Consider the following 16416-nt stretch of genomic DNA (forward strand, 5'->3'; position numbering starts at 1 on the left):
CCACATGAGCTTCGGCGCCGATGAAGAGATCCTTCAGGATTTCCTTGTAGAGGCCGGCGAAATTTTAGAGCAACTGTCCGAACAACTGGTCGAGCTGGAAAGCCGCCCGGATGATGCGAACCTGCTCAATGCAATTTTTCGCGGTTTTCATACTGTAAAAGGGGGCGCCGGCTTCCTCCAGCTCCATGAGCTGGTGGAGTGCTGCCACATCGCCGAGAACGTGTTCGACATCCTGCGCAAGGGTGAGCGGCACGTCGACTCGGAGTTGATGGACGTGATTCTCGAAGCACTCGATGCGGTCAACGGCATGTTCGGCCAAGTGCGCGAACGTGCGCCGATCACTGCCGCCACCCCGGAACTGCTGGCCGCCCTGGCGCGCTATGCAGAGCCTGCCGACCTGTCGGCGGAGCCCGTGGTCGAGGCCGTGCCGGAGCCTGAACCGGCGCCGGAACCGGACGTGACCGACAGTGAATTCGAGCAGCTGCTCAGCTCCCTCAGCGCGGTCAAGGCCGAAGCCGAAGCGCCGGCCGCTGCGGCCCCGGCCCCGGTTGACGCTCCGACCAGCGAAGACATAACCGACGCCGAATTCGAGTCGCTGCTCGATCAGTTGCATGGCAAAGGCCAGTTCGCCGCCGATGCCGTGGCGCCTGCCGCCGCGCCGCCTGCACCGGCCGCTGCGGCTGCCAGCACCGATATCACCGACGACGAGTTCGAAGCGTTGCTCGACCAGTTGCACGGCAAGGGTACCTTTGCCGCCGACGCGTTGCCGGAAGTCGCGGCCACCGCCGCCGCGCCGGCTGATGCCAAGCCTGCAGCCGCTGCGGCACCTGCCGGTGACGGGCTGATCACCGATCATGAATTCGAAGCGTTGCTGGATGATTTGCACGGCAAGGGCAAATTCAGCGAAGTGCCTGCGCCGGCCGCTTCTGCGGCCGCCGCTACCGCCGCCAAACCTGCACCGGTCGCCGCCAAGGCCGCGGCGCCTGCCGCAGCGCCCAAGCCCGCAGCGGCCGCTCCGGCTGCGGCACCCGCCCGGGCTGCTGCCGCCGCGCCGGTGGCCGACAAGCCTGCCAGTGAAGCCGAAACCACCGTGCGGGTCGATACCGCGCGCCTGGACGACATCATGAACATGGTCGGCGAACTGGTGCTGGTGCGTAACCGCCTGGTGCGCCTGGGCCTGAGCAGTGGCGATGAGTCCATGCAAAAGGCCGTGTCGAACCTCGACGTGGTTACCGCCGACCTGCAAACCGCGGTGATGAAGACGCGGATGCAGCCGATCAAGAAAGTCTTCGGCCGCTTCCCACGCCTGGTTCGCGACCTGGCGCGTCAGTTGAAGAAAGAGATCAACCTGGAGTTGGTGGGCGAAGAGACCGACCTCGACAAAAACCTCGTCGAGGCCCTGGCCGACCCGCTGGTCCACTTGGTGCGTAACGCCGTCGACCACGGCGTGGAAACCCCGGAAGAACGCGAAGCCTCGGGCAAGTCCCGTGGCGGCAAAGTGATCCTGGCGGCCGAGCAAGAAGGCGACCATATCCTGCTGTCGATTACCGACGACGGCAAAGGCATGGACCCGGCCATCCTGCGTAACATCGCGGTCAAGCGTGGCGTGATGGACAAAGACGCCGCCGACCGCCTGACCGACACCGAGTGCTACAACCTGATCTTCGCCCCAGGCTTCTCTACCAAAACCGAGATCTCCGACGTGTCGGGCCGTGGCGTGGGCATGGACGTGGTCAAGACCAAGATCAGCCAGCTCAACGGTTCGATCAATATCTACTCGACCAAGGGCCAGGGCTCGAAGATCGTCATCAAGGTGCCGTTGACCCTGGCGATCATGCCGACCCTGATGGTGATGCTGGGCAACCAGGCGTTCGCCTTCCCGTTGGTCAACGTCAACGAGATCTTCCACCTCGACCTGTCGCGCACCAACGTGGTGGACGGCCAGGAAGTGGTGATCGTGCGCGACAAGGCCTTGCCGCTGTTCTATCTCAAGCGCTGGCTGGTGGCTTCGGCGGCCCATGAAGAACAGCGCGAAGGCCATGTGGTGATTCTCTCCGTGGGCACTCAACGCATCGGCTTTGTGGTCGATCAGTTGGTCGGCCAGGAAGAAGTGGTCATCAAGCCTTTGGGCAAAATGCTGCAGGGAACCCCGGGCATGTCGGGTGCGACCATCACCGGTGACGGTCGGATCGCGCTGATTCTCGATGTTCCGAGCATGCTCAAGCGTTACGCCGCTCGGCGTATTTGATTCTGGCGGGGCAGGGCGGTATTGCCCGCCCCGCCTAACGGAGTGTTTATGGCAGTCAAGGTCCTGGTGGTGGACGATTCGGGTTTCTTCCGCCGCCGCGTCTCGGAAATTCTTTCCGCCGATCCAAGCATCCAGGTGGTCGGCACGGCCACCAACGGTAAAGAGGCGATTGATCAAGCCATTGCGTTGAAGCCAGATGTCATCACCATGGACTACGAGATGCCCATGATGGACGGCATCACGGCGGTGCGGCACATCATGCAGCGCTGCCCGACTCCGGTGTTGATGTTCTCCTCGCTGACCCATGAAGGCGCCCGAGTGACCCTCGACGCGCTGGATGCAGGGGCGGTGGACTTCCTGCCGAAGAATTTCGAAGACATCTCGCGCAACCCCGAGAAGGTCAAGCAACTGCTGTGCGAGAAAGTCCACAGCATTTCCCGCAGCAACCGTCGCAGCCTGTTCAGCGCCCCCGCGCCGGCCCCGACACCTGTTGCAGCACCGGCGCCAGCGAGTGCCTCGACGTTCGGGCGCCCCGCGCCCGCACCGGTTGCCCGCCCCGCAGCGGCACCTGTGCGTGCGTCTGCGCCAGCGGCAACGGCCCAGTCCCCGGCGCCCAAGCGCAAGGCCTACAAACTGGTCGCCATCGGCACCTCTACCGGTGGCCCGGTGGCGTTGCAGCGCGTGCTGACCCAATTGCCGGCCAACTTTCCGGCGCCGATCGTGTTGATCCAGCACATGCCGGCCGCGTTCACCAAGGCGTTTGCCGAGCGCCTGGACAAACTGTGCCGCATCAGCGTCAAGGAAGCCGAGGATGGCGACATCCTGCGTCCCGGCCTGGCGCTGCTGGCCCCGGGCGGCAAGCAGATGATGGTCGACGGCCGGGGTGCGATCAAAATCCTGCCGGGTGACGAACGCCTCAACTACAAACCCTGCGTGGACATCACCTTTGGTTCGGCCGCTAAGTCTTACGGCGACAAAGTTCTGGCGGTGGTCCTGACCGGCATGGGCGCCGACGGCCGCGAAGGCGCGCGCCTGCTCAAGCAGGGCGGTAGCGCGATCTGGGCCCAGGACGAAGCCAGCTGCGTGATCTATGGCATGCCCATGGCCATCGTCAAAGCCAACCTGGCCGACGCCGTCTACAGCCTGGATGACATCGGCAAGCATCTGGTGGAGGCCTGCCTCTGATGGATGTCTTGAGTCTGATTGGCATCACCATGGCATTTGTCGCCATCATCGGCGGCAACTACCTGGAGGGCGGCCACCTGGGCGCCCTGGCCAACGGCCCAGCGGCGCTGATCGTGATCGGCGGCACGGTGGGCGCCGCGTTGCTGCAATCGCCGTTGAGTTCGTTCAAGCGCGCCATGCAGATCCTGATCTGGATTATTTTCCCGCCCCGTGTGGACTTGGCCGGTGGCATCGATCGCGTGGTCAACTGGAGCCTCACCGCACGCAAGGAAGGCCTGCTGGGCCTGGAAGGCGTGGCCGATGCCGAGCCTGACAGCTACGCGCGCAAAGGCTTGCAGTTGCTGGTGGACGGCGCCGAGCCGGAAGCGATCCGCAGCATCCTTGAGGTGGATTTCTACACCCAGGAAAGCCGCGATATCAATGCCGCCAAAGTCTTTGAAAGCATGGGCGGCTACGCGCCGACCATCGGCATCATCGGTGCGGTGATGGGCCTGATCCATGTGATGGGCAACCTGGCCGATCCGTCGCAATTGGGCAGCGGCATTGCCGTGGCCTTTGTCGCCACCATCTACGGCGTGGCGAGCGCCAACCTGGTGTTGCTGCCGGTGGCCAGCAAGCTCAAATCGATTGCCACGCGCCAGTCGCGGTACCGCGAAATGTTGCTCGAAGGTCTGCTGTCGATTGCCGAGGGCGAGAACCCGCGCTCCATCGAATTGAAGCTCCAGGGCTTCATGGATTGATGGGAGGTATGGGTTGTGAGCCGTCGCCGTCGCGAGCCTGAAGAACACGTCAACCATGAACGCTGGCTGGTGTCCTACGCGGACTTCATCACCCTGCTGTTCGCGTTTTTCGTGGTGATGTACTCCATCTCGTCGATCAACGAAGGCAAGTACAAAGTGATTTCCCAAGCGCTGATCGGGGTGTTCAACGACGCCGACCGTTCGCTCAAGCCGATTCCCATCGGCGAAGAGCGGCCCCGCACCGTGACCCCGGCCAAGCCGCTGGTCCACGACAGCGATGAGACCGCCGCCGGCGTGGGCGGAACCAGCGACCCGTTGAAAAGCATCGCCGATGACATCAGCGCGGCGTTTGGCGACCTGATCAGTTCCAACCAGATGACCGTGCGCGGCAATGAGTTGTGGGTCGAGATCGAGCTGAATTCCAGCCTGTTGTTCGCCAGCGCCGATGCGATGCCCAGCGACCAGGCGTTCACCATCATCGACAAAGTGGCGGCGATCCTTAAGCCGTTCGAGAACCCGATTCATGTCGAAGGTTTTACCGACAATATTCCGATCAGCACCGCGCAGTACCCTACCAACTGGGAACTGTCCTCGGCCCGCGCGGCGAGCATCGTGCGCATGCTGGCGATGCAGGGTGTGAACCCCGGGCGCCTGGCGTCGGTGGGCTATGGCGAATTCCAGCCAGTGGCCAATAACGCCACGCTGGAAGGGCGCGCGCGCAACCGTCGGGTAGTGCTGGTGGTGTCGCGCAACCTGGATGTGCGCCGCAGCCTGACCGGCACCGGCACCGCCAATGCAACACCGGATGCGGCCTTGAGGCGTGCTGGCACACAAACTGCACCGCCAGCGGTTAAGCCGCCGGTGGGTCAGAGTGCCGTCAATTCTCCGTCACCGGCTCAATAACGTTATGCAATGTCTCGGTCGCGCCTGTGCCTGCCGGGAGGAATCATCCGAATGAGAGTCTGGGCAGTTGCCAATCAAAAAGGTGGAGTCGGCAAGACCACCACCTCCATCGCTCTGGCCGGTTTGCTGGCCGAGGCGGGCAAGCGTGTGGTCGTGGTGGACTTGGACCCCCACGGCTCGATGACCAGCTATTTCGGCTACGACCCGGATGCGCTGGAACACAGCTGCTTTGACCTGTTCCTGCACAAGGGCAACGTGCCTGGCGACCTGCCCGGGCAACTGCTGTTGCCCACCAGCAATGAGAGCATTTCCCTGCTGCCTTCCAGTACCGCGCTGGCCACCCTTGAGCGTCAGTCGCCAGGGCAGAGCGGCCTGGGCCTGGTGATCGCCAAGACCCTGGCGCAACTGTGGCAGGACTTTGACTACGCCATTATCGACAGCCCGCCGCTGCTGGGCGTGCTGATGGTCAACGCGCTGGCCGCCAGCCAGCAACTGGTGATCCCGGTGCAGACCGAGCACCTGGCTGTCAAAGGCCTTGAGCGTATGGTCAGCACCCTGGCGATGATCAATCGCTCGCGCAAACAGCCGCTGCCGTTCAGCATCGTGCCGACCCTGTTCGACCGCCGCACCCAGGCGTCGCTGGGCACCCTGCGGGTATTGCGCGACGCCTACCCGGACACCATCTGGCAAGGCTACATTCCGGTGGATACGCGCCTGCGTGACGCCAGCCGCGCAGGGCTCACGCCGTCGCAGTTCGATGGCAAGAGTCGTGGCGTGATGGCCTACCGTGCGTTGCTCAAACACTTGCTGTCCCAGCAACTCGTGGCGCAGGTGGCATGATGAACCGTCCTGTCGAACTCAAGACCAAGACCCGGCCGCAACTGGCCCTGGAATCCTACCTGGATGCCCTGTTGCAGGAAGCCACCGATGAGGTGCTGCCGGAACCGATTCTGGTGCTGGAGCCGGTGGTTGAGCCCAGCAGTACGCTGGATGAATTCCAACTGGCGGTGCTGGAAGAGCAGGCCCGAGACGCCCGGATCGTAGCGCCGATTGTCGCGCCGGTCGTACCCGTAGTGGCGGAGCCTGTGGCGGCGGAACCGTTGGTGGCGGCGCCCGTGGTGATCGAGCCGGTGGTGGACGTGCACCTGCCGCCGAGCATCACGCCGCCGCCGGTGAGCGGCGATGACCGTCCGGCGTGGGCCGCCGAGCCTTTCGAATGCCTGCTGTTCGATGTCGCCGGGTTGACCCTGGCGGTGCCGCTGGTGTGCCTGGGTTCGATCTACTCTTTGGAAGGTCACGAGCTGACGCCGCTGTTCGGCCAGCCGGAGTGGTTCCTCGGCATCCTGCCCAGCCAGGCCGGCAACCTCAAGGTATTGGACACTGCGCGCTGGGTGATGCCCGACCGCTACCGCGACGATTTCCGCGAGGGCCTGCAATACGTTATTTCCGTTCAGGGCTACGAGTGGGGGCTGGCGGTGCATCAGGTCAGCCGCTCGCTGCGCCTGGACCCGAACGAAATCAAATGGCGCAGCCACCGGGGCCAGCGGCCTTGGCTGGCCGGCACCGTGATCGAACACATGTGCGCGTTGCTCGACGTCGCCGAACTGGCCGAGTTGATCGCCAGCGGCGCCGTCAAGTCGATGCCCGGTAACAAACGCAGTTGATTGAACACGCCGGCCGCACGGGTGTGCGGTTGGCGAATGAAGCACACACGCCGTATCCAACGGCATTTGAAGGGGTCATGGGTATGAATATGTCAGCATCTGCACAAAAAGGCTCGGACGATCCGATTCTGCAATGGGTAACCTTCAAGCTGGACAACGAGACCTACGGTATCAACGTGATGCGTGTGCAGGAAGTGCTGCGCTATACCGAGATCGCCCCGGTCCCGGGTGCTCCTAGCTACGTGCTGGGTATCATCAACCTGCGTGGCAACGTGGTGACCGTGATCGATACGCGCCAGCGTTTCGGCCTGGATACCGCCGAAGTTACTGACAACACGCGCATCGTCATCATCGAAGCCGACAAGCAAGTGGTTGGTATCCTGGTCGATAGCGTCGCCGAGGTGGTCTACCTGCGCCAATCGGAAGTGGAAACTGCGCCGAACGTGGGCAACGAAGAGTCGGCCAAGTTTATCCAGGGCGTGTGCAACAAGAACAACGAACTGTTGATTCTGGTTGAGCTGGACAAAATGATGAGCGAAGAAGAATGGTCGGAACTGGAGAGCATTTGATTGTTCCTTGAGGTCGCGGTGATCGTCCTGGCCCTGTTGTGGGCCGGGACCCTGGGGTTTCTGCTGCGCTACATGGCTCGGCAGCGCGAATTGGCGTTGCAGCAGGCCGAGCGCGATGCGGTGCGTGACCGACGCATCGTGGAGCTGGTTAAGCGCGTCGACCATTACCAAAAGAGTGCCGTGCGGGTCGGGGATGAGGTGCATGAGCTGCGCGCGATCCTCGCACCGATGCCCGACAAGCTGGAGCAGTTGGAGCAGCGCGATCCCGCCAACCTGTCGTTTGCCCAAGCGGCAAAGCTGGTGGGGATGGGCGCGACGGTGGATGACCTGACCCAGTCGTGCGGCTTGACCCAGGCTGAGGCGCAGTTGATGAGTAAGTTGCATAAGAGCTGATTGCCATCGGTGGTACGCCGTTATGAGTCGTCGTGTTTGCGACGGATAGCACTCTGCCGCCCAATTAATTTCCAATCCCACTGACTTTTTTCTCCTCTGCCAAGGTCCACATCCTTCAAGCACCTTTGAATCAGGAGATTCCCTGCATGAGCACCCCCAAGGCACTGTTGATCCTCCACGGCAAGCAAGCCCTCAACGAGGACGTGCGCAGCGCCGTGCTGGCCCGGCGTGAGCAGGGTTGGGAGTTGGCGGTGCGGGTAACGTGGGAGGGCGGTGATGCACAGCGTCTGGTCAGGGAGGCCCTCGACGACGGTTATACCCACATCATTGCCGGCGGCGGCGACGGCACCTTGCGCGACGTGGCTGAAGCGATGGCCCAGGCCAAAGCCGATGCCAGCCTGGTGCTGATGCCCCTGGGCACCGCCAATGATTTCGCCAAGGCCGCCGGCGTACCGCTGGAGCCGGCCCAGGCCCTGGCGCTGCTGGATGTGGCGCCGCGGGCGATCGACCTCGGCCAGGTTGGCGGGCAGATTTTCCTCAACATGGCCACCGGCGGTTTCGGCAGCCAGGTCACCGCCAATACCTCCGAAGACCTGAAAAAAATCCTCGGGGGGGCGGCGTACCTGTTTACCGGTCTGACGCGTTTCAGCGAGTTGAAGGCCGCCTATGGGGAGTTGGAAGGCCCGGGTTTCCAGTGGAAGGGCGAGATGCTGGCGCTGGGTATCGGCAACGGTCGCCAGGCCGGCGGCGGGCATGCGCTGTGCCCGGAGGCGATGGCCGATGATGGGTTGCTCGATGTCAGTATCCTACCGGCACCCCAGGAAGTGGTCGGTACTTTGCGCGAACTGATGAGCAATGGCTGGGGCCTGGACAACATGTTCGTCCGCGCGCGGCTGCCCTGGGTGCAGATCAAAAAGGCCGAAGGGCTGTACATCAACCTGGATGGTGAACCGCTCCAGGGCGACGACCTGCGTTTCGAAGCCCTGCCCAAGGCCTTGCGCGTGCATTTGCCGCTGGGTTCGCCCCTAGTCGTCCAGGCTGATGATCTGCTCGCGCACCGCGAATAGCACCAGCCCCGCCACGTCGAATATCTGCAAGCGCTTCATGATTTGCGAACGGTGAGCTTCCACGGTTTTGATGCTCAGGCCCAGGCCGTGGGCGATCTCACGCGTGGACTTGCCGCGCACGATCAGGCGCAGGATTTCCAACTGCCGTGCCGTGAGTTTGTGGCCGTAGCCGGACGACGCAGTGGGCCCTTGGCTGCGTACCAGCGCCTGGTTGATCACGGTATGGGCGATCGCCGGGCTCAGGTAGCGCTCGTTATTGCACAGGGCTCGCAGGGCGTGTTCCAGCTCGTTGGCCGTGGTGTCCTTGAGCAGGTAGCCATGGGCGCCGGCCTCCAGCGCGCACATGATCAGTTGCGGGTCGGTGTGCATCGACAGGATCAGCACCTTGCAGCGCGGGTAGGCGGCCTTGAGTTGCTGCAAGGCGTCCAGGCCGCCGGTGTGCTTCATCGACAGGTCCAGCAGCACCATGTCCGGTTGCAATGCGTGGAACTGCTCAAGTAACTGTGCCCCATCGTTGGCTTCGCCGATCACGGTGTAGCCGGGAATATCCTGGATCAGGGCACGCACGCCGGCCCTGATCAGTGCATGGTCATCCACTAGAAGTAATGTGCAGGTCACTCGAGAACCTTAGGGGAGTTGGCCCGTTCGAGGGCGCGCGGCGCCCAGGGAAAAAGTGCGTCGATGCGCGTGCCTTGCCCGGGCTGGCTGCTGACGGACAGCGTGCCACCCAGTTGTTCGATACGTTCGACCATGCCTGCCATGCCTCGCTGACCTTCACGGACTGGGTTGCTCGCCGGCGCGAAGCCACGGCCGTCATCGCGAATTGTCAGCGATAACCCTTCGGGCAGGCGTTGCAGGCGCACCAGCAGGTTCTGGGCCTGGGCGTGGCGCAGCATGTTGGTCACCGCTTCCTGGGTAATGCGAAACGCCGCTACGGCCATTTCTTCCGGGATGCCGGTGAGGCGTTGCCGGCATTCCAGGCTCCAGTGAACGGGGCTGTTTTCCAGGGTTTTGAGTAGGTGCGCGCGCAGGCTGGCTTCCAGGCCCAGGCTGGTCAGTTGCCGGGGGTTGAGGATGGCAGACACATCGCGCACCTTGGCCAGGGTTTCGTTCAGGGTGTTGCACAGCATCGTGCATTGGTCTTGCAGGTCATCCGGCAGGCGACGCTTGAGCCATTCGCTTTGCAGTTTGGCGGCGGTGAGCAGTTGGCCGATATCGTCGTGCAGTTCGCGACTGAGGCGATGGCGTTCGTTTTCCTGCACTTGCAACAGACGATCGGCCAATTCTTGGGGCTGGAAGCGGATGGATTTACGTGAGCGCCATTGTTGCAGACCCACCACCATCAGGGTGGCTAGGTTGAGCAGCAACACCGTCAGTGGCAACGGCGCGGACTCGCTGTAGGCCCACAGACTGATCAGCAACGAGGCAAGGCACAGGCCAAGGGTCAGGCGGCGAGCATGGCTGCGGGGCACGGACCTGGCGAGGAGTGACTTGAGGCTGGCGTACATAGCGGATGGAGCCAATGAAGGTTCGCTGCGGGAAGTCCGGTCACGTCTGACGGGGCTCAGTCTGGCGTGCGTGGCCGAATCGTTTATATACAGGAAGTTGAATGACTTCGAGCGACGCATAGTAACACCCCTGTAACCGTTGGTCGCCTGACACCGTGCTGTGCCGACCAATTAAACGAGGGGATGTAGTGGGTGATATCAGCGTGTGAAGCATGGGAAGTTTTACTATTTAAACGAAGTTGTAACGTTAATGGACGTTATAGATGATGGAATCGTTAACGCCTGTCGTTTTTAGATAAGTTGCGTTGCGAAATACGACCTGCCAATCGCTCAAGAGGCGTGATGCAAACGTTGCTGCGGTTTATAGGTGAAGCCCTTTTGCGGGATTTGCAGGCTGACCGTCGCAATCAACGTGGTTTGCTCGGTTTCATCCAACGCCAACTGACCGGTTTTGGTGTCGATCAGTTCTAATTGCCAGGCCAGTAAAGTCAGGCAGTCATGCAGCGCGTCCAGCGCCTGGTCGTGCAATTGCAACGGGTTTTCAGCGTTGGCAATCAGGCCGTGGATATGTCCGGAAAATTCGCTGATGGCTTGCAGCGCCAGGGTGTCGGCCTGTTCCGCGAGCTTGGCCAGGCTGAGTGTCATGCAGTCGATGGCGTCGCTGTCGTTACGAATCAGATGCAGATGGCTCAGGCATTCCTCTGACCGGTTCAACAGTTTTTCAGCCTCCAGCAGAAACGCCGAAAGTGCGAGCTGCCACTCTTTACCGTCGTTCATCATGCAAGTCTCCACAATATGGAATCGGGCGATGAGATGTCGCTGCGGGTCAATGGCTTAAAGCTAGCGCTGAAATATTGCTCTTGCTTGTAGGTTACTTCTGAGCTTTTGGTAGGAAGTTTATTGAAATGACTGCAAGGGCGCTGCCAAGCCCTCGTGAGCAGGCCCAGTTGCACACCTTCAGTTGCCGCGACGTAAATGTCTGAAACACCCAGCGGGCGAGGACTTGGGATGGCGAACAAAAGCCTGACTCCATTCATGCAATGAGAATGGCGTCACATTAATGGCTATTAGATATTGCGAATATCAGGTTGGACCTGATTGCGCATAGGGGAATCCCTTACAAGCGGGAACCTTGCGTCGATTTGTGTGTCGCGCAATGCCGTCTTGCCCGCTTATGAAGCAGCGCGGCCAGTAAAGCATGATGTCAGTGTGACATCAATTAATTTACGTGGCATTTTAACGGGGTCAAGATCTGGCGCTTGCCGCCGATAAACAGCTTAGTGAACTGCACAACCCCTACGCGCAGCACTTACCCGCGCATATCAGGAGCTTCCAATGGCCGGCATTCTCGACACGGTAGATCAACGCACGCAACTGGTGGGTGAGAATCGCCTAGAGATCCTCATGTTTCGCCTGGCCGGGCGGCAGTTGTTCGCCATTAACGTGTTCAAGGTGCAGGAAGTCCTGCAATTGCCCAAGCTCACGCTGATGCCCCAGCGCCATCCGTTTGTGTGTGGCGTGGTCAACCTGCGCGGCCAGACCCTGCCGGTGATCGACCTGTCCCAAGCCATCGGCATGCGCCCGCTGGTGCCGGGCCCGAACAGCACCATCATTGTCACCGAGTACAACCGCTCGGTGCAGGCGTTCCTGGTGGGCGGTGTGGACCGCATCGTCAACATGAACTGGGAAGCCATCCTGCCACCTCCGACCAGCGCCGGTCGCCAGCATTACCTCACCGCCATCAGCAAGGTCGACGACCAGTTGGTGGAAATCATCGACGTGGAAAAAGTCCTCGCCGAGATCGTGCCGTACAACGCCAAGGTCTCCCGGGAAAAACTCGAAGACCCAGTGCTCGAACGCGCCCGTGGCCGCGAAGTGCTGCTGGTGGACGACTCCAACGTGGCGCTGTCGCAGCTGCGTGACACCCTCGGCCAGTTGGGCGTGAAAATGCACATCGCCAGTGATGGCCTCAAAGCGCTGAACATGCTCAAGTCGTGGGCCGACGCCGGTCACGTGATGACCGACAAACTATTGATGATCTTCACCGACGCCGAAATGCCGGAAATGGACGGCTACCGTCTCACCACCGAGATCCGCAACGACCCGCGCCTGCGCAAACTGTATGTGGTGCTGCACACCTCGCTGTCGGGTAGCTTCAACGAATCGATGGTGAAGAAGGTCGGCTGCGACAATTTCCTGTCCAAGTTCCAGCCTGACAAACTGGTGGATGTGGTGCGCCAGCGACTGATGCTGGACGAACAGCCAGCTTGACCTTAGGGTGATGGCTTTGCCCCTCAGGAATGCAGAGCCATGCTTCGTCTCAGCGCGTTGTACCGTTACCCCTTGAAATCCGGCAAGGCCGAATCGTTGCAACACAGCGGCCTGGATAAGCTCGGGTTGGACGGGGATCGACGCTGGATGCTGGTGGACGAGGCCAGTGGGCGCTTCCTGACGCAACGCGCCGTCACCAAGATGAGCCAGCTGTCGGCCTTGTGGAACAACGCCGGTGGCCTGACCCTGAGATCGCCTGGCCATACCTCCCTTGACGTCCCATTGCCCGACGAAGACGCTGCGTTGCGCGGCGTGACCATCTGGCGCGACACCCCGCGCCTGCCGGATGCCGGCGACGCAGCCGCCGCGTGGGTCAGCGAGTTTGTCGGCGCGCCGACCCGGTTGGTGCACATGCCGCTCAAGCGGGCGCGCACCACTCAGTCCGGTTATGGCCGCGACGATGACCAGGTGGCGCTGGCCGACGGTTATCCCTTGCTGCTGATCGGCCAGGCCTCCCTGGAAGACCTGTCCGAGAAGGTCGGCCGCCCCATGGAGATGCTGCGCTTTCGCCCCAACCTGGTGATCGAAGGCGCCGACGCGTTTGCCGAAGACGGCTGGAAGCGCCTGCGCATCGGCGACGTGGAGTTCCGGGTGGTCAAACCGTGCGCGCGCTGCATCCTCACCACCATCGACCCGCGCACCGGCGAGCGCAGCGCCGACCGTGAACCCTTCGCCACTTTGAATGGCTATCGCAAGACCGAGGATGGCGCGATGTTCGGCCAGAACCTGGTCAACGATGGCGTGGGTCATCTGGAAGTCGGCATGCCGGTGACGATCCTCGAATAATCCATCGCCCATAAAAAATGCCCGTCTCCTTCTAGGAAACGGGCATTTTTTTGCCTGGCTGAAACCTTAGCCGCGGTATTCGCACAGGTAAGCGGTGTCGACCTCGACCTTCAGCTGGAATTTGCTGTTGGCCGGTACGTTGAACTGGCTGCCGGCGGAGAAGGTCTGCCACTCGCTGGCATCCGGCAGTTTCACGGTCAGCGCGCCGGAGACGACGTGCATGATTTCACGCTGGGCAGTGCCGAACTCATATTCACCCGGGGCCATCACACCGATGGTCGCCGGACCTTCAGCGGTGCCGAACGCGATCGACTTGACGGTGCCGTCGAAGTACTCGTTGACTTTGAACATGGGCGAATCCTCGGAAAAAGTTGCCTTCCCTGTCGAAGCGAGGGCAGCGTTATGGAAAAGGTTGGCCAGTATGCCCAAGCCTTGCGAGGCTGCCTAGACCGGTAAAATCAGCGGTAGCAGGCGGGCAGTGTTGCGCGCGTCTTCCAGTGCCCGGTGCTGCTGGCCATGGAACTGCATCCCCGCCAGTTGCAGCGCGCCGTTGAGCCCCAGCGGCTTGTCCAGGCGTCGGGCCTTGGCGAAGCGCTGCTTGAGGTTGATATGGGGCGTGTGGGCCAGGGCGCTGTCCAGGCCATGGCGCTGCCACTCCAGTTCCAGTTGCTGGCGGTCGTAGTCGCCCCAACTGGCCCAGCCTTCCAGGCGCGTACGATGCTGGCCCAGCCAGCGTTCGAACAGCGGCCACACCTCGTTCAACGGGGTTGCCGCGTCGATATTGGCCTGGGTGATATGGGTAAGCTGGCGGCAGAACGGCGTCAGCAACGGGCGGCGCTGCGGGCGCACAAAGCGCTGGAAATGATCCACTTCGCGGCCCTGGCGGTTGACTAGGCTCGCGCCGATCTCGATGACTTCCATTTCCGTCACGGGCCAGCCGCCTTCATCCGTCGTGGCTTCAAGGTCAATAATCAGCCAATGAGGCATGGTGCAGGTTCCCGTACTCTTCCCGTCCTGGGGGATAGAGCGTAGACGGCCCCTGTAGTTCCGCGCTGTTTTTTCCAGGAGAGCCAGGGTTTATTCGATCTCCAGCAGAATCTGGCGATTGCGAACCTGATCGCCCGTCATCACCTGTATGCCCTTGACCACGCCCTCAACCCCGGCCTTGAGCGGATGCTCCATCTTCATGGCCTCCAGCACCAGCAGCAGTTGGCCTTTGCGCACACGGTCACCGACGCCCACACACACGTCGACGATTGCCCCATCCATCGGCGCCTTGAGCGTACCGCTGCCGGCGTCGTCCTGGCGCTGGGCAACCTGCTGGGTCACGTCGACCACCGTCAGCCCCGGCAGCCACAACCGGCTGCCATCGAGGTGATAGGCGAGGCGGCGACGAATGCCATCGATGACCAGGATGAAGTGGCGGTCGTCGAGCCCGAGCGGCCGGATATCGATGCCGTTGATGCAAAGGGCGTTATCGGCCGACACGCTGACGCTGATCCCGTGCACCCTGTCGTTGACCAGCAAGCGATAACTCGTGGCTGCGCTGGCGTTGTTGCACCACCCGGACAAACCGGGACGATGCCGCGCGGCACTGTGCTGGTAGAACAATGCGGCGGCGACGGCTAATTGTTCGTCAGTGGCCGCGTAGGGGGCGATCGCGTTGAAATACCGGGGGATAAACCCAGTGCTGAAGTCCCCGCGTACAAAGTCCGGATGTTCAAGTACCTCGGCCAGCAGCCGTTGATTGCTGGTCACCCCCAGCAGCAGCGTGTCTTGCACCGCGCGCAGCAGTTTGCGCCGTGCTTCTTCGCGGGTGGCGCCGTGGGCGATGATCTTGCCCAGCATCGCGTCATAGAACGGGCTGATGGGCTGGCCTTCCAGCACGCCGTGGTCAACCCGTACAGCGGCGGCCGGTTGCCAGCGCAGCACGTCGCCGGTCTGCGGCAGGAAGCCCTGGGCCGGGTCTTCAGCGTACAAGCGCACTTCCATGGCATGCCCGGTCAGGGTCACGTCGGCTTGGGTCAGTGGCAGTGGCTGGCCGGCGGCGACCTGCAGTTGCCAGGCCACCAGGTCGAGCCCGGTGATCAGCTCGGTGACCGGGTGCTCCACTTGCAGGCGGGTGTTCATTTCCAGGAAGTAAAAGCGCCCGTCGCGGTCGAGCAGAAACTCCACGGTGCCGGCGCCCACGTAGTTCACCGCGCGCCCAGCCTTGAGCGCGGCCTCGCCCATGGCCTGGCGCAGGTCGGGCGTCATCACTGGGCAGGGCGCTTCTTCGATGATTTTCTGATGGCGGCGTTGCACCGAGCAGTCGCGCTCGCCCAGGTATATCAGCTGGCCGTGACGGTCGCCGAACACTTGGATTTCGACGTGACGCGGCTCAATCAGCGCCTGTTCCAGAATCAGCTCGGCGCTGCCGAAGGCGTTGAGCGCTTCGGAGCGTGCCGTACGCAATTGCGCCAGCAATTGATCCTGTTGATGGACCAGGCGCATGCCACGCCCACCGCCGCCGGCACTGGCCTTGATCATCAACGGGTAGCCGATGCGTTCGGCGTGGCGTTGCAGGGTCGCGTCATCCTGATCGGCGCCCTGGTAGCCCGCGATGCACGGCACGCCGGCCTCCAGCATGGCCAGCTTGGACAGGCGTTTGCTGCCCATCAGCTCGATCGCTTCGGCGCTGGGGCCGATAAAGGTGAGCCCGGCGTGTTGGCAGGCGCGGGCGAAGTCGGGGTTTTCCGAGAGAAAGCCGTAGCCGGGGTGCACCGCGTCAGCGCCGGTTTTATGCGCGGCATCAAGGATCGCCGGGATATTGAGGTAGGACAGCTGCACCGCGGCGGGGCCGATGTGCACGGCTTCGTCGGCCATCTGCACATGCAGGGCGTCGGCGTCGGCATCGCTGTATACCGCCACGGTGCGATAGCCCAGGGCCTGGGCCGTGCGCTGGATGCGACAGGCGATCTCGCCGCGATTGGCGATCAGGATTTTGCTGAATGTGGGCATTGGAAGGTCCCTTGGTTATGCG

General features: G+C 62.3%; 17 protein-coding genes. 11 read left to right on the plus strand and 6 right to left on the minus strand.

Translation table 11 applies throughout. From position 1 onward, the window contains the following. Nucleotides 1-4 precede the first annotated feature (4 nt). The 9 genes from ABX75_RS01275 to yegS all read left to right on the plus strand — a co-directional run bounded on the left by ABX75_RS01275 (nucleotide 5) and on the right by yegS (nucleotide 8769). On the plus strand, nucleotides 5-2248 hold the full coding sequence (locus ABX75_RS01275) for a chemotaxis protein CheA (RefSeq protein ID WP_034099459.1): 2244 nt from the start codon (nucleotides 5-7) through the stop codon (nucleotides 2246-2248). A gap of 48 nt (nucleotides 2249-2296) precedes the next feature. Beyond that, nucleotides 2297-3433: a chemotaxis response regulator protein-glutamate methylesterase gene (locus ABX75_RS01280; RefSeq protein WP_034099457.1), complete on the plus strand. Its 1137-nt coding sequence runs from the start codon at nucleotides 2297-2299 to the stop codon at nucleotides 3431-3433. Beyond that, nucleotides 3433-4173 carry a flagellar motor protein gene (locus ABX75_RS01285; RefSeq protein WP_034099455.1) on the plus strand — a complete coding sequence of 247 codons (741 nt, stop codon included), beginning with the start codon at nucleotides 3433-3435 and terminating at the stop codon, nucleotides 4171-4173. Before ABX75_RS01280 ends, ABX75_RS01285 begins: the two co-directional genes overlap by 1 nt. Before the next feature lie 15 nt (nucleotides 4174-4188). Further along, the gene (motD, locus tag ABX75_RS01290; RefSeq protein WP_047881323.1) at nucleotides 4189-5076 is read left to right on the plus strand and encodes a flagellar motor protein MotD; all 888 of its coding nucleotides are present in this window, start codon (nucleotides 4189-4191) and stop codon (nucleotides 5074-5076) included. A 51-nt stretch (nucleotides 5077-5127) separates the two neighbouring features. Beyond that, complete coding sequence (locus ABX75_RS01295; RefSeq protein ID WP_034099451.1) at nucleotides 5128-5916, plus strand: ParA family protein; 789 nt, start codon at nucleotides 5128-5130, stop codon at nucleotides 5914-5916. Beyond that, a complete protein-coding gene (locus ABX75_RS01300) occupies nucleotides 5916-6740 on the plus strand; it encodes a CheW domain-containing protein (RefSeq protein WP_034114720.1) in 825 nt (274 codons plus the stop codon). Before ABX75_RS01295 ends, ABX75_RS01300 begins: the two co-directional genes overlap by 1 nt. Before the next feature lie 83 nt (nucleotides 6741-6823). Then, a complete protein-coding gene (locus tag ABX75_RS01305) occupies nucleotides 6824-7309 on the plus strand; it encodes a chemotaxis protein CheW (protein ID WP_370694733.1) in 486 nt (161 codons plus the stop codon). Further along, the gene (locus ABX75_RS01310) at nucleotides 7310-7702 is read left to right on the plus strand and encodes a DUF2802 domain-containing protein (RefSeq protein WP_034099447.1); all 393 of its coding nucleotides are present in this window, start codon (nucleotides 7310-7312) and stop codon (nucleotides 7700-7702) included. It begins immediately after the preceding gene. 146 nt (nucleotides 7703-7848) lie between these two features. Then, nucleotides 7849-8769: a lipid kinase YegS gene (gene yegS / locus ABX75_RS01315; RefSeq protein ID WP_034099443.1), complete on the plus strand. Its 921-nt coding sequence runs from the start codon at nucleotides 7849-7851 to the stop codon at nucleotides 8767-8769. Here yegS and ABX75_RS01320 read toward each other — a convergent pair. From ABX75_RS01320 to ABX75_RS01330, 3 genes are all read right to left on the minus strand, one after another. Then, nucleotides 8728-9387 carry a response regulator transcription factor gene (locus ABX75_RS01320; RefSeq protein ID WP_034099442.1) on the minus strand — a complete coding sequence of 220 codons (660 nt, stop codon included), beginning with the start codon at nucleotides 9385-9387 and terminating at the stop codon, nucleotides 8728-8730. The genes yegS and ABX75_RS01320 overlap by 42 nt on opposite strands. Further along, on the minus strand, nucleotides 9384-10277 hold the full coding sequence (locus ABX75_RS01325) for a sensor histidine kinase (RefSeq protein ID WP_034099441.1): 894 nt from the start codon (nucleotides 10275-10277) through the stop codon (nucleotides 9384-9386). Before ABX75_RS01325 ends, ABX75_RS01320 begins: the two co-directional genes overlap by 4 nt. A 330-nt stretch (nucleotides 10278-10607) precedes the next feature. After that, nucleotides 10608-11057, minus strand: coding sequence for a hypothetical protein (locus ABX75_RS01330; RefSeq protein WP_177329668.1), 450 nt, complete (start codon nucleotides 11055-11057; stop codon nucleotides 10608-10610). Between the two features lie 555 nt (nucleotides 11058-11612). On the opposite strand from ABX75_RS01330, the gene ABX75_RS01335 reads away from it, so the two are divergent. Together ABX75_RS01335 and ABX75_RS01340 are read left to right on the plus strand one after the other, a co-directional pair. After that, the gene (locus ABX75_RS01335) at nucleotides 11613-12548 is read left to right on the plus strand and encodes a chemotaxis protein CheV (RefSeq protein WP_034138823.1); all 936 of its coding nucleotides are present in this window, start codon (nucleotides 11613-11615) and stop codon (nucleotides 12546-12548) included. Between the two features lie 39 nt (nucleotides 12549-12587). Continuing rightward, entirely contained in the window at nucleotides 12588-13394 is an 807-nt protein-coding gene (locus tag ABX75_RS01340) for an MOSC domain-containing protein (RefSeq protein WP_047881324.1), read from the plus strand. 66 nt (nucleotides 13395-13460) lie between these two features. Here ABX75_RS01340 and ABX75_RS01345 read toward each other — a convergent pair whose 3' ends face one another. The 3 genes from ABX75_RS01345 to ABX75_RS01355 all read right to left on the minus strand — a co-directional run bounded on the left by ABX75_RS01345 (nucleotide 13461) and on the right by ABX75_RS01355 (nucleotide 16394). Then, on the minus strand, nucleotides 13461-13745 hold the full coding sequence (locus tag ABX75_RS01345; protein ID WP_034099437.1) for a pyrimidine/purine nucleoside phosphorylase: 285 nt from the start codon (nucleotides 13743-13745) through the stop codon (nucleotides 13461-13463). Between the two features lie 93 nt (nucleotides 13746-13838). Beyond that, a complete protein-coding gene (locus ABX75_RS01350) occupies nucleotides 13839-14381 on the minus strand; it encodes an exonuclease domain-containing protein (protein WP_034099435.1) in 543 nt (180 codons plus the stop codon). Nucleotides 14382-14471: 90 nt separating this feature from the next. Beyond that, nucleotides 14472-16394, minus strand: a complete 1923-nt coding sequence (locus tag ABX75_RS01355; protein WP_047881325.1) for an acetyl/propionyl/methylcrotonyl-CoA carboxylase subunit alpha — start codon at nucleotides 16392-16394, stop codon at nucleotides 14472-14474. Between the last annotated feature and the right edge of the window lie 22 nt (nucleotides 16395-16416).

This window comes from Pseudomonas sp. ARP3 (assembly GCF_001029595.1).
Classification (GTDB): domain Bacteria; phylum Pseudomonadota; class Gammaproteobacteria; order Pseudomonadales; family Pseudomonadaceae; genus Aquipseudomonas; species Aquipseudomonas rhodesiae.

Bases quoted from the DNA above. Each gene is read 5' to 3' on its own strand.
- ABX75_RS01275 (WP_034099459.1), top strand. From the start codon at position 5: ATGAGCTTCGGCGCCGATGAAGAGATCCTTCAGGATTTCCTTGTAGAG.
- ABX75_RS01280 (WP_034099457.1), top strand. From the start codon at position 2,297: ATGGCAGTCAAGGTCCTGGTGGTGGACGATTCGGGTTTCTTCCGCCGC.
- ABX75_RS01285 (WP_034099455.1), top strand. From the start codon at position 3,433: ATGGATGTCTTGAGTCTGATTGGCATCACCATGGCATTTGTCGCCATC.
- ABX75_RS01295 (WP_034099451.1), top strand. From the start codon at position 5,128: ATGAGAGTCTGGGCAGTTGCCAATCAAAAAGGTGGAGTCGGCAAGACC.
- ABX75_RS01300 (WP_034114720.1), top strand. From the start codon at position 5,916: ATGAACCGTCCTGTCGAACTCAAGACCAAGACCCGGCCGCAACTGGCC.
- ABX75_RS01305 (WP_370694733.1), top strand. From the start codon at position 6,824: ATGAATATGTCAGCATCTGCACAAAAAGGCTCGGACGATCCGATTCTG.
- yegS (WP_034099443.1), top strand. From the start codon at position 7,849: ATGAGCACCCCCAAGGCACTGTTGATCCTCCACGGCAAGCAAGCCCTC.
- ABX75_RS01325 (WP_034099441.1), bottom strand. From the start codon at position 10,277: ATGTACGCCAGCCTCAAGTCACTCCTCGCCAGGTCCGTGCCCCGCAGC.
- ABX75_RS01330 (WP_177329668.1), bottom strand. From the start codon at position 11,057: ATGATGAACGACGGTAAAGAGTGGCAGCTCGCACTTTCGGCGTTTCTG.
- ABX75_RS01335 (WP_034138823.1), top strand. From the start codon at position 11,613: ATGGCCGGCATTCTCGACACGGTAGATCAACGCACGCAACTGGTGGGT.
- ABX75_RS01340 (WP_047881324.1), top strand. From the start codon at position 12,588: ATGCTTCGTCTCAGCGCGTTGTACCGTTACCCCTTGAAATCCGGCAAG.
- ABX75_RS01345 (WP_034099437.1), bottom strand. From the start codon at position 13,745: ATGTTCAAAGTCAACGAGTACTTCGACGGCACCGTCAAGTCGATCGCG.
- ABX75_RS01350 (WP_034099435.1), bottom strand. From the start codon at position 14,381: ATGCCTCATTGGCTGATTATTGACCTTGAAGCCACGACGGATGAAGGC.
- ABX75_RS01355 (WP_047881325.1), bottom strand. From the start codon at position 16,394: ATGCCCACATTCAGCAAAATCCTGATCGCCAATCGCGGCGAGATCGCC.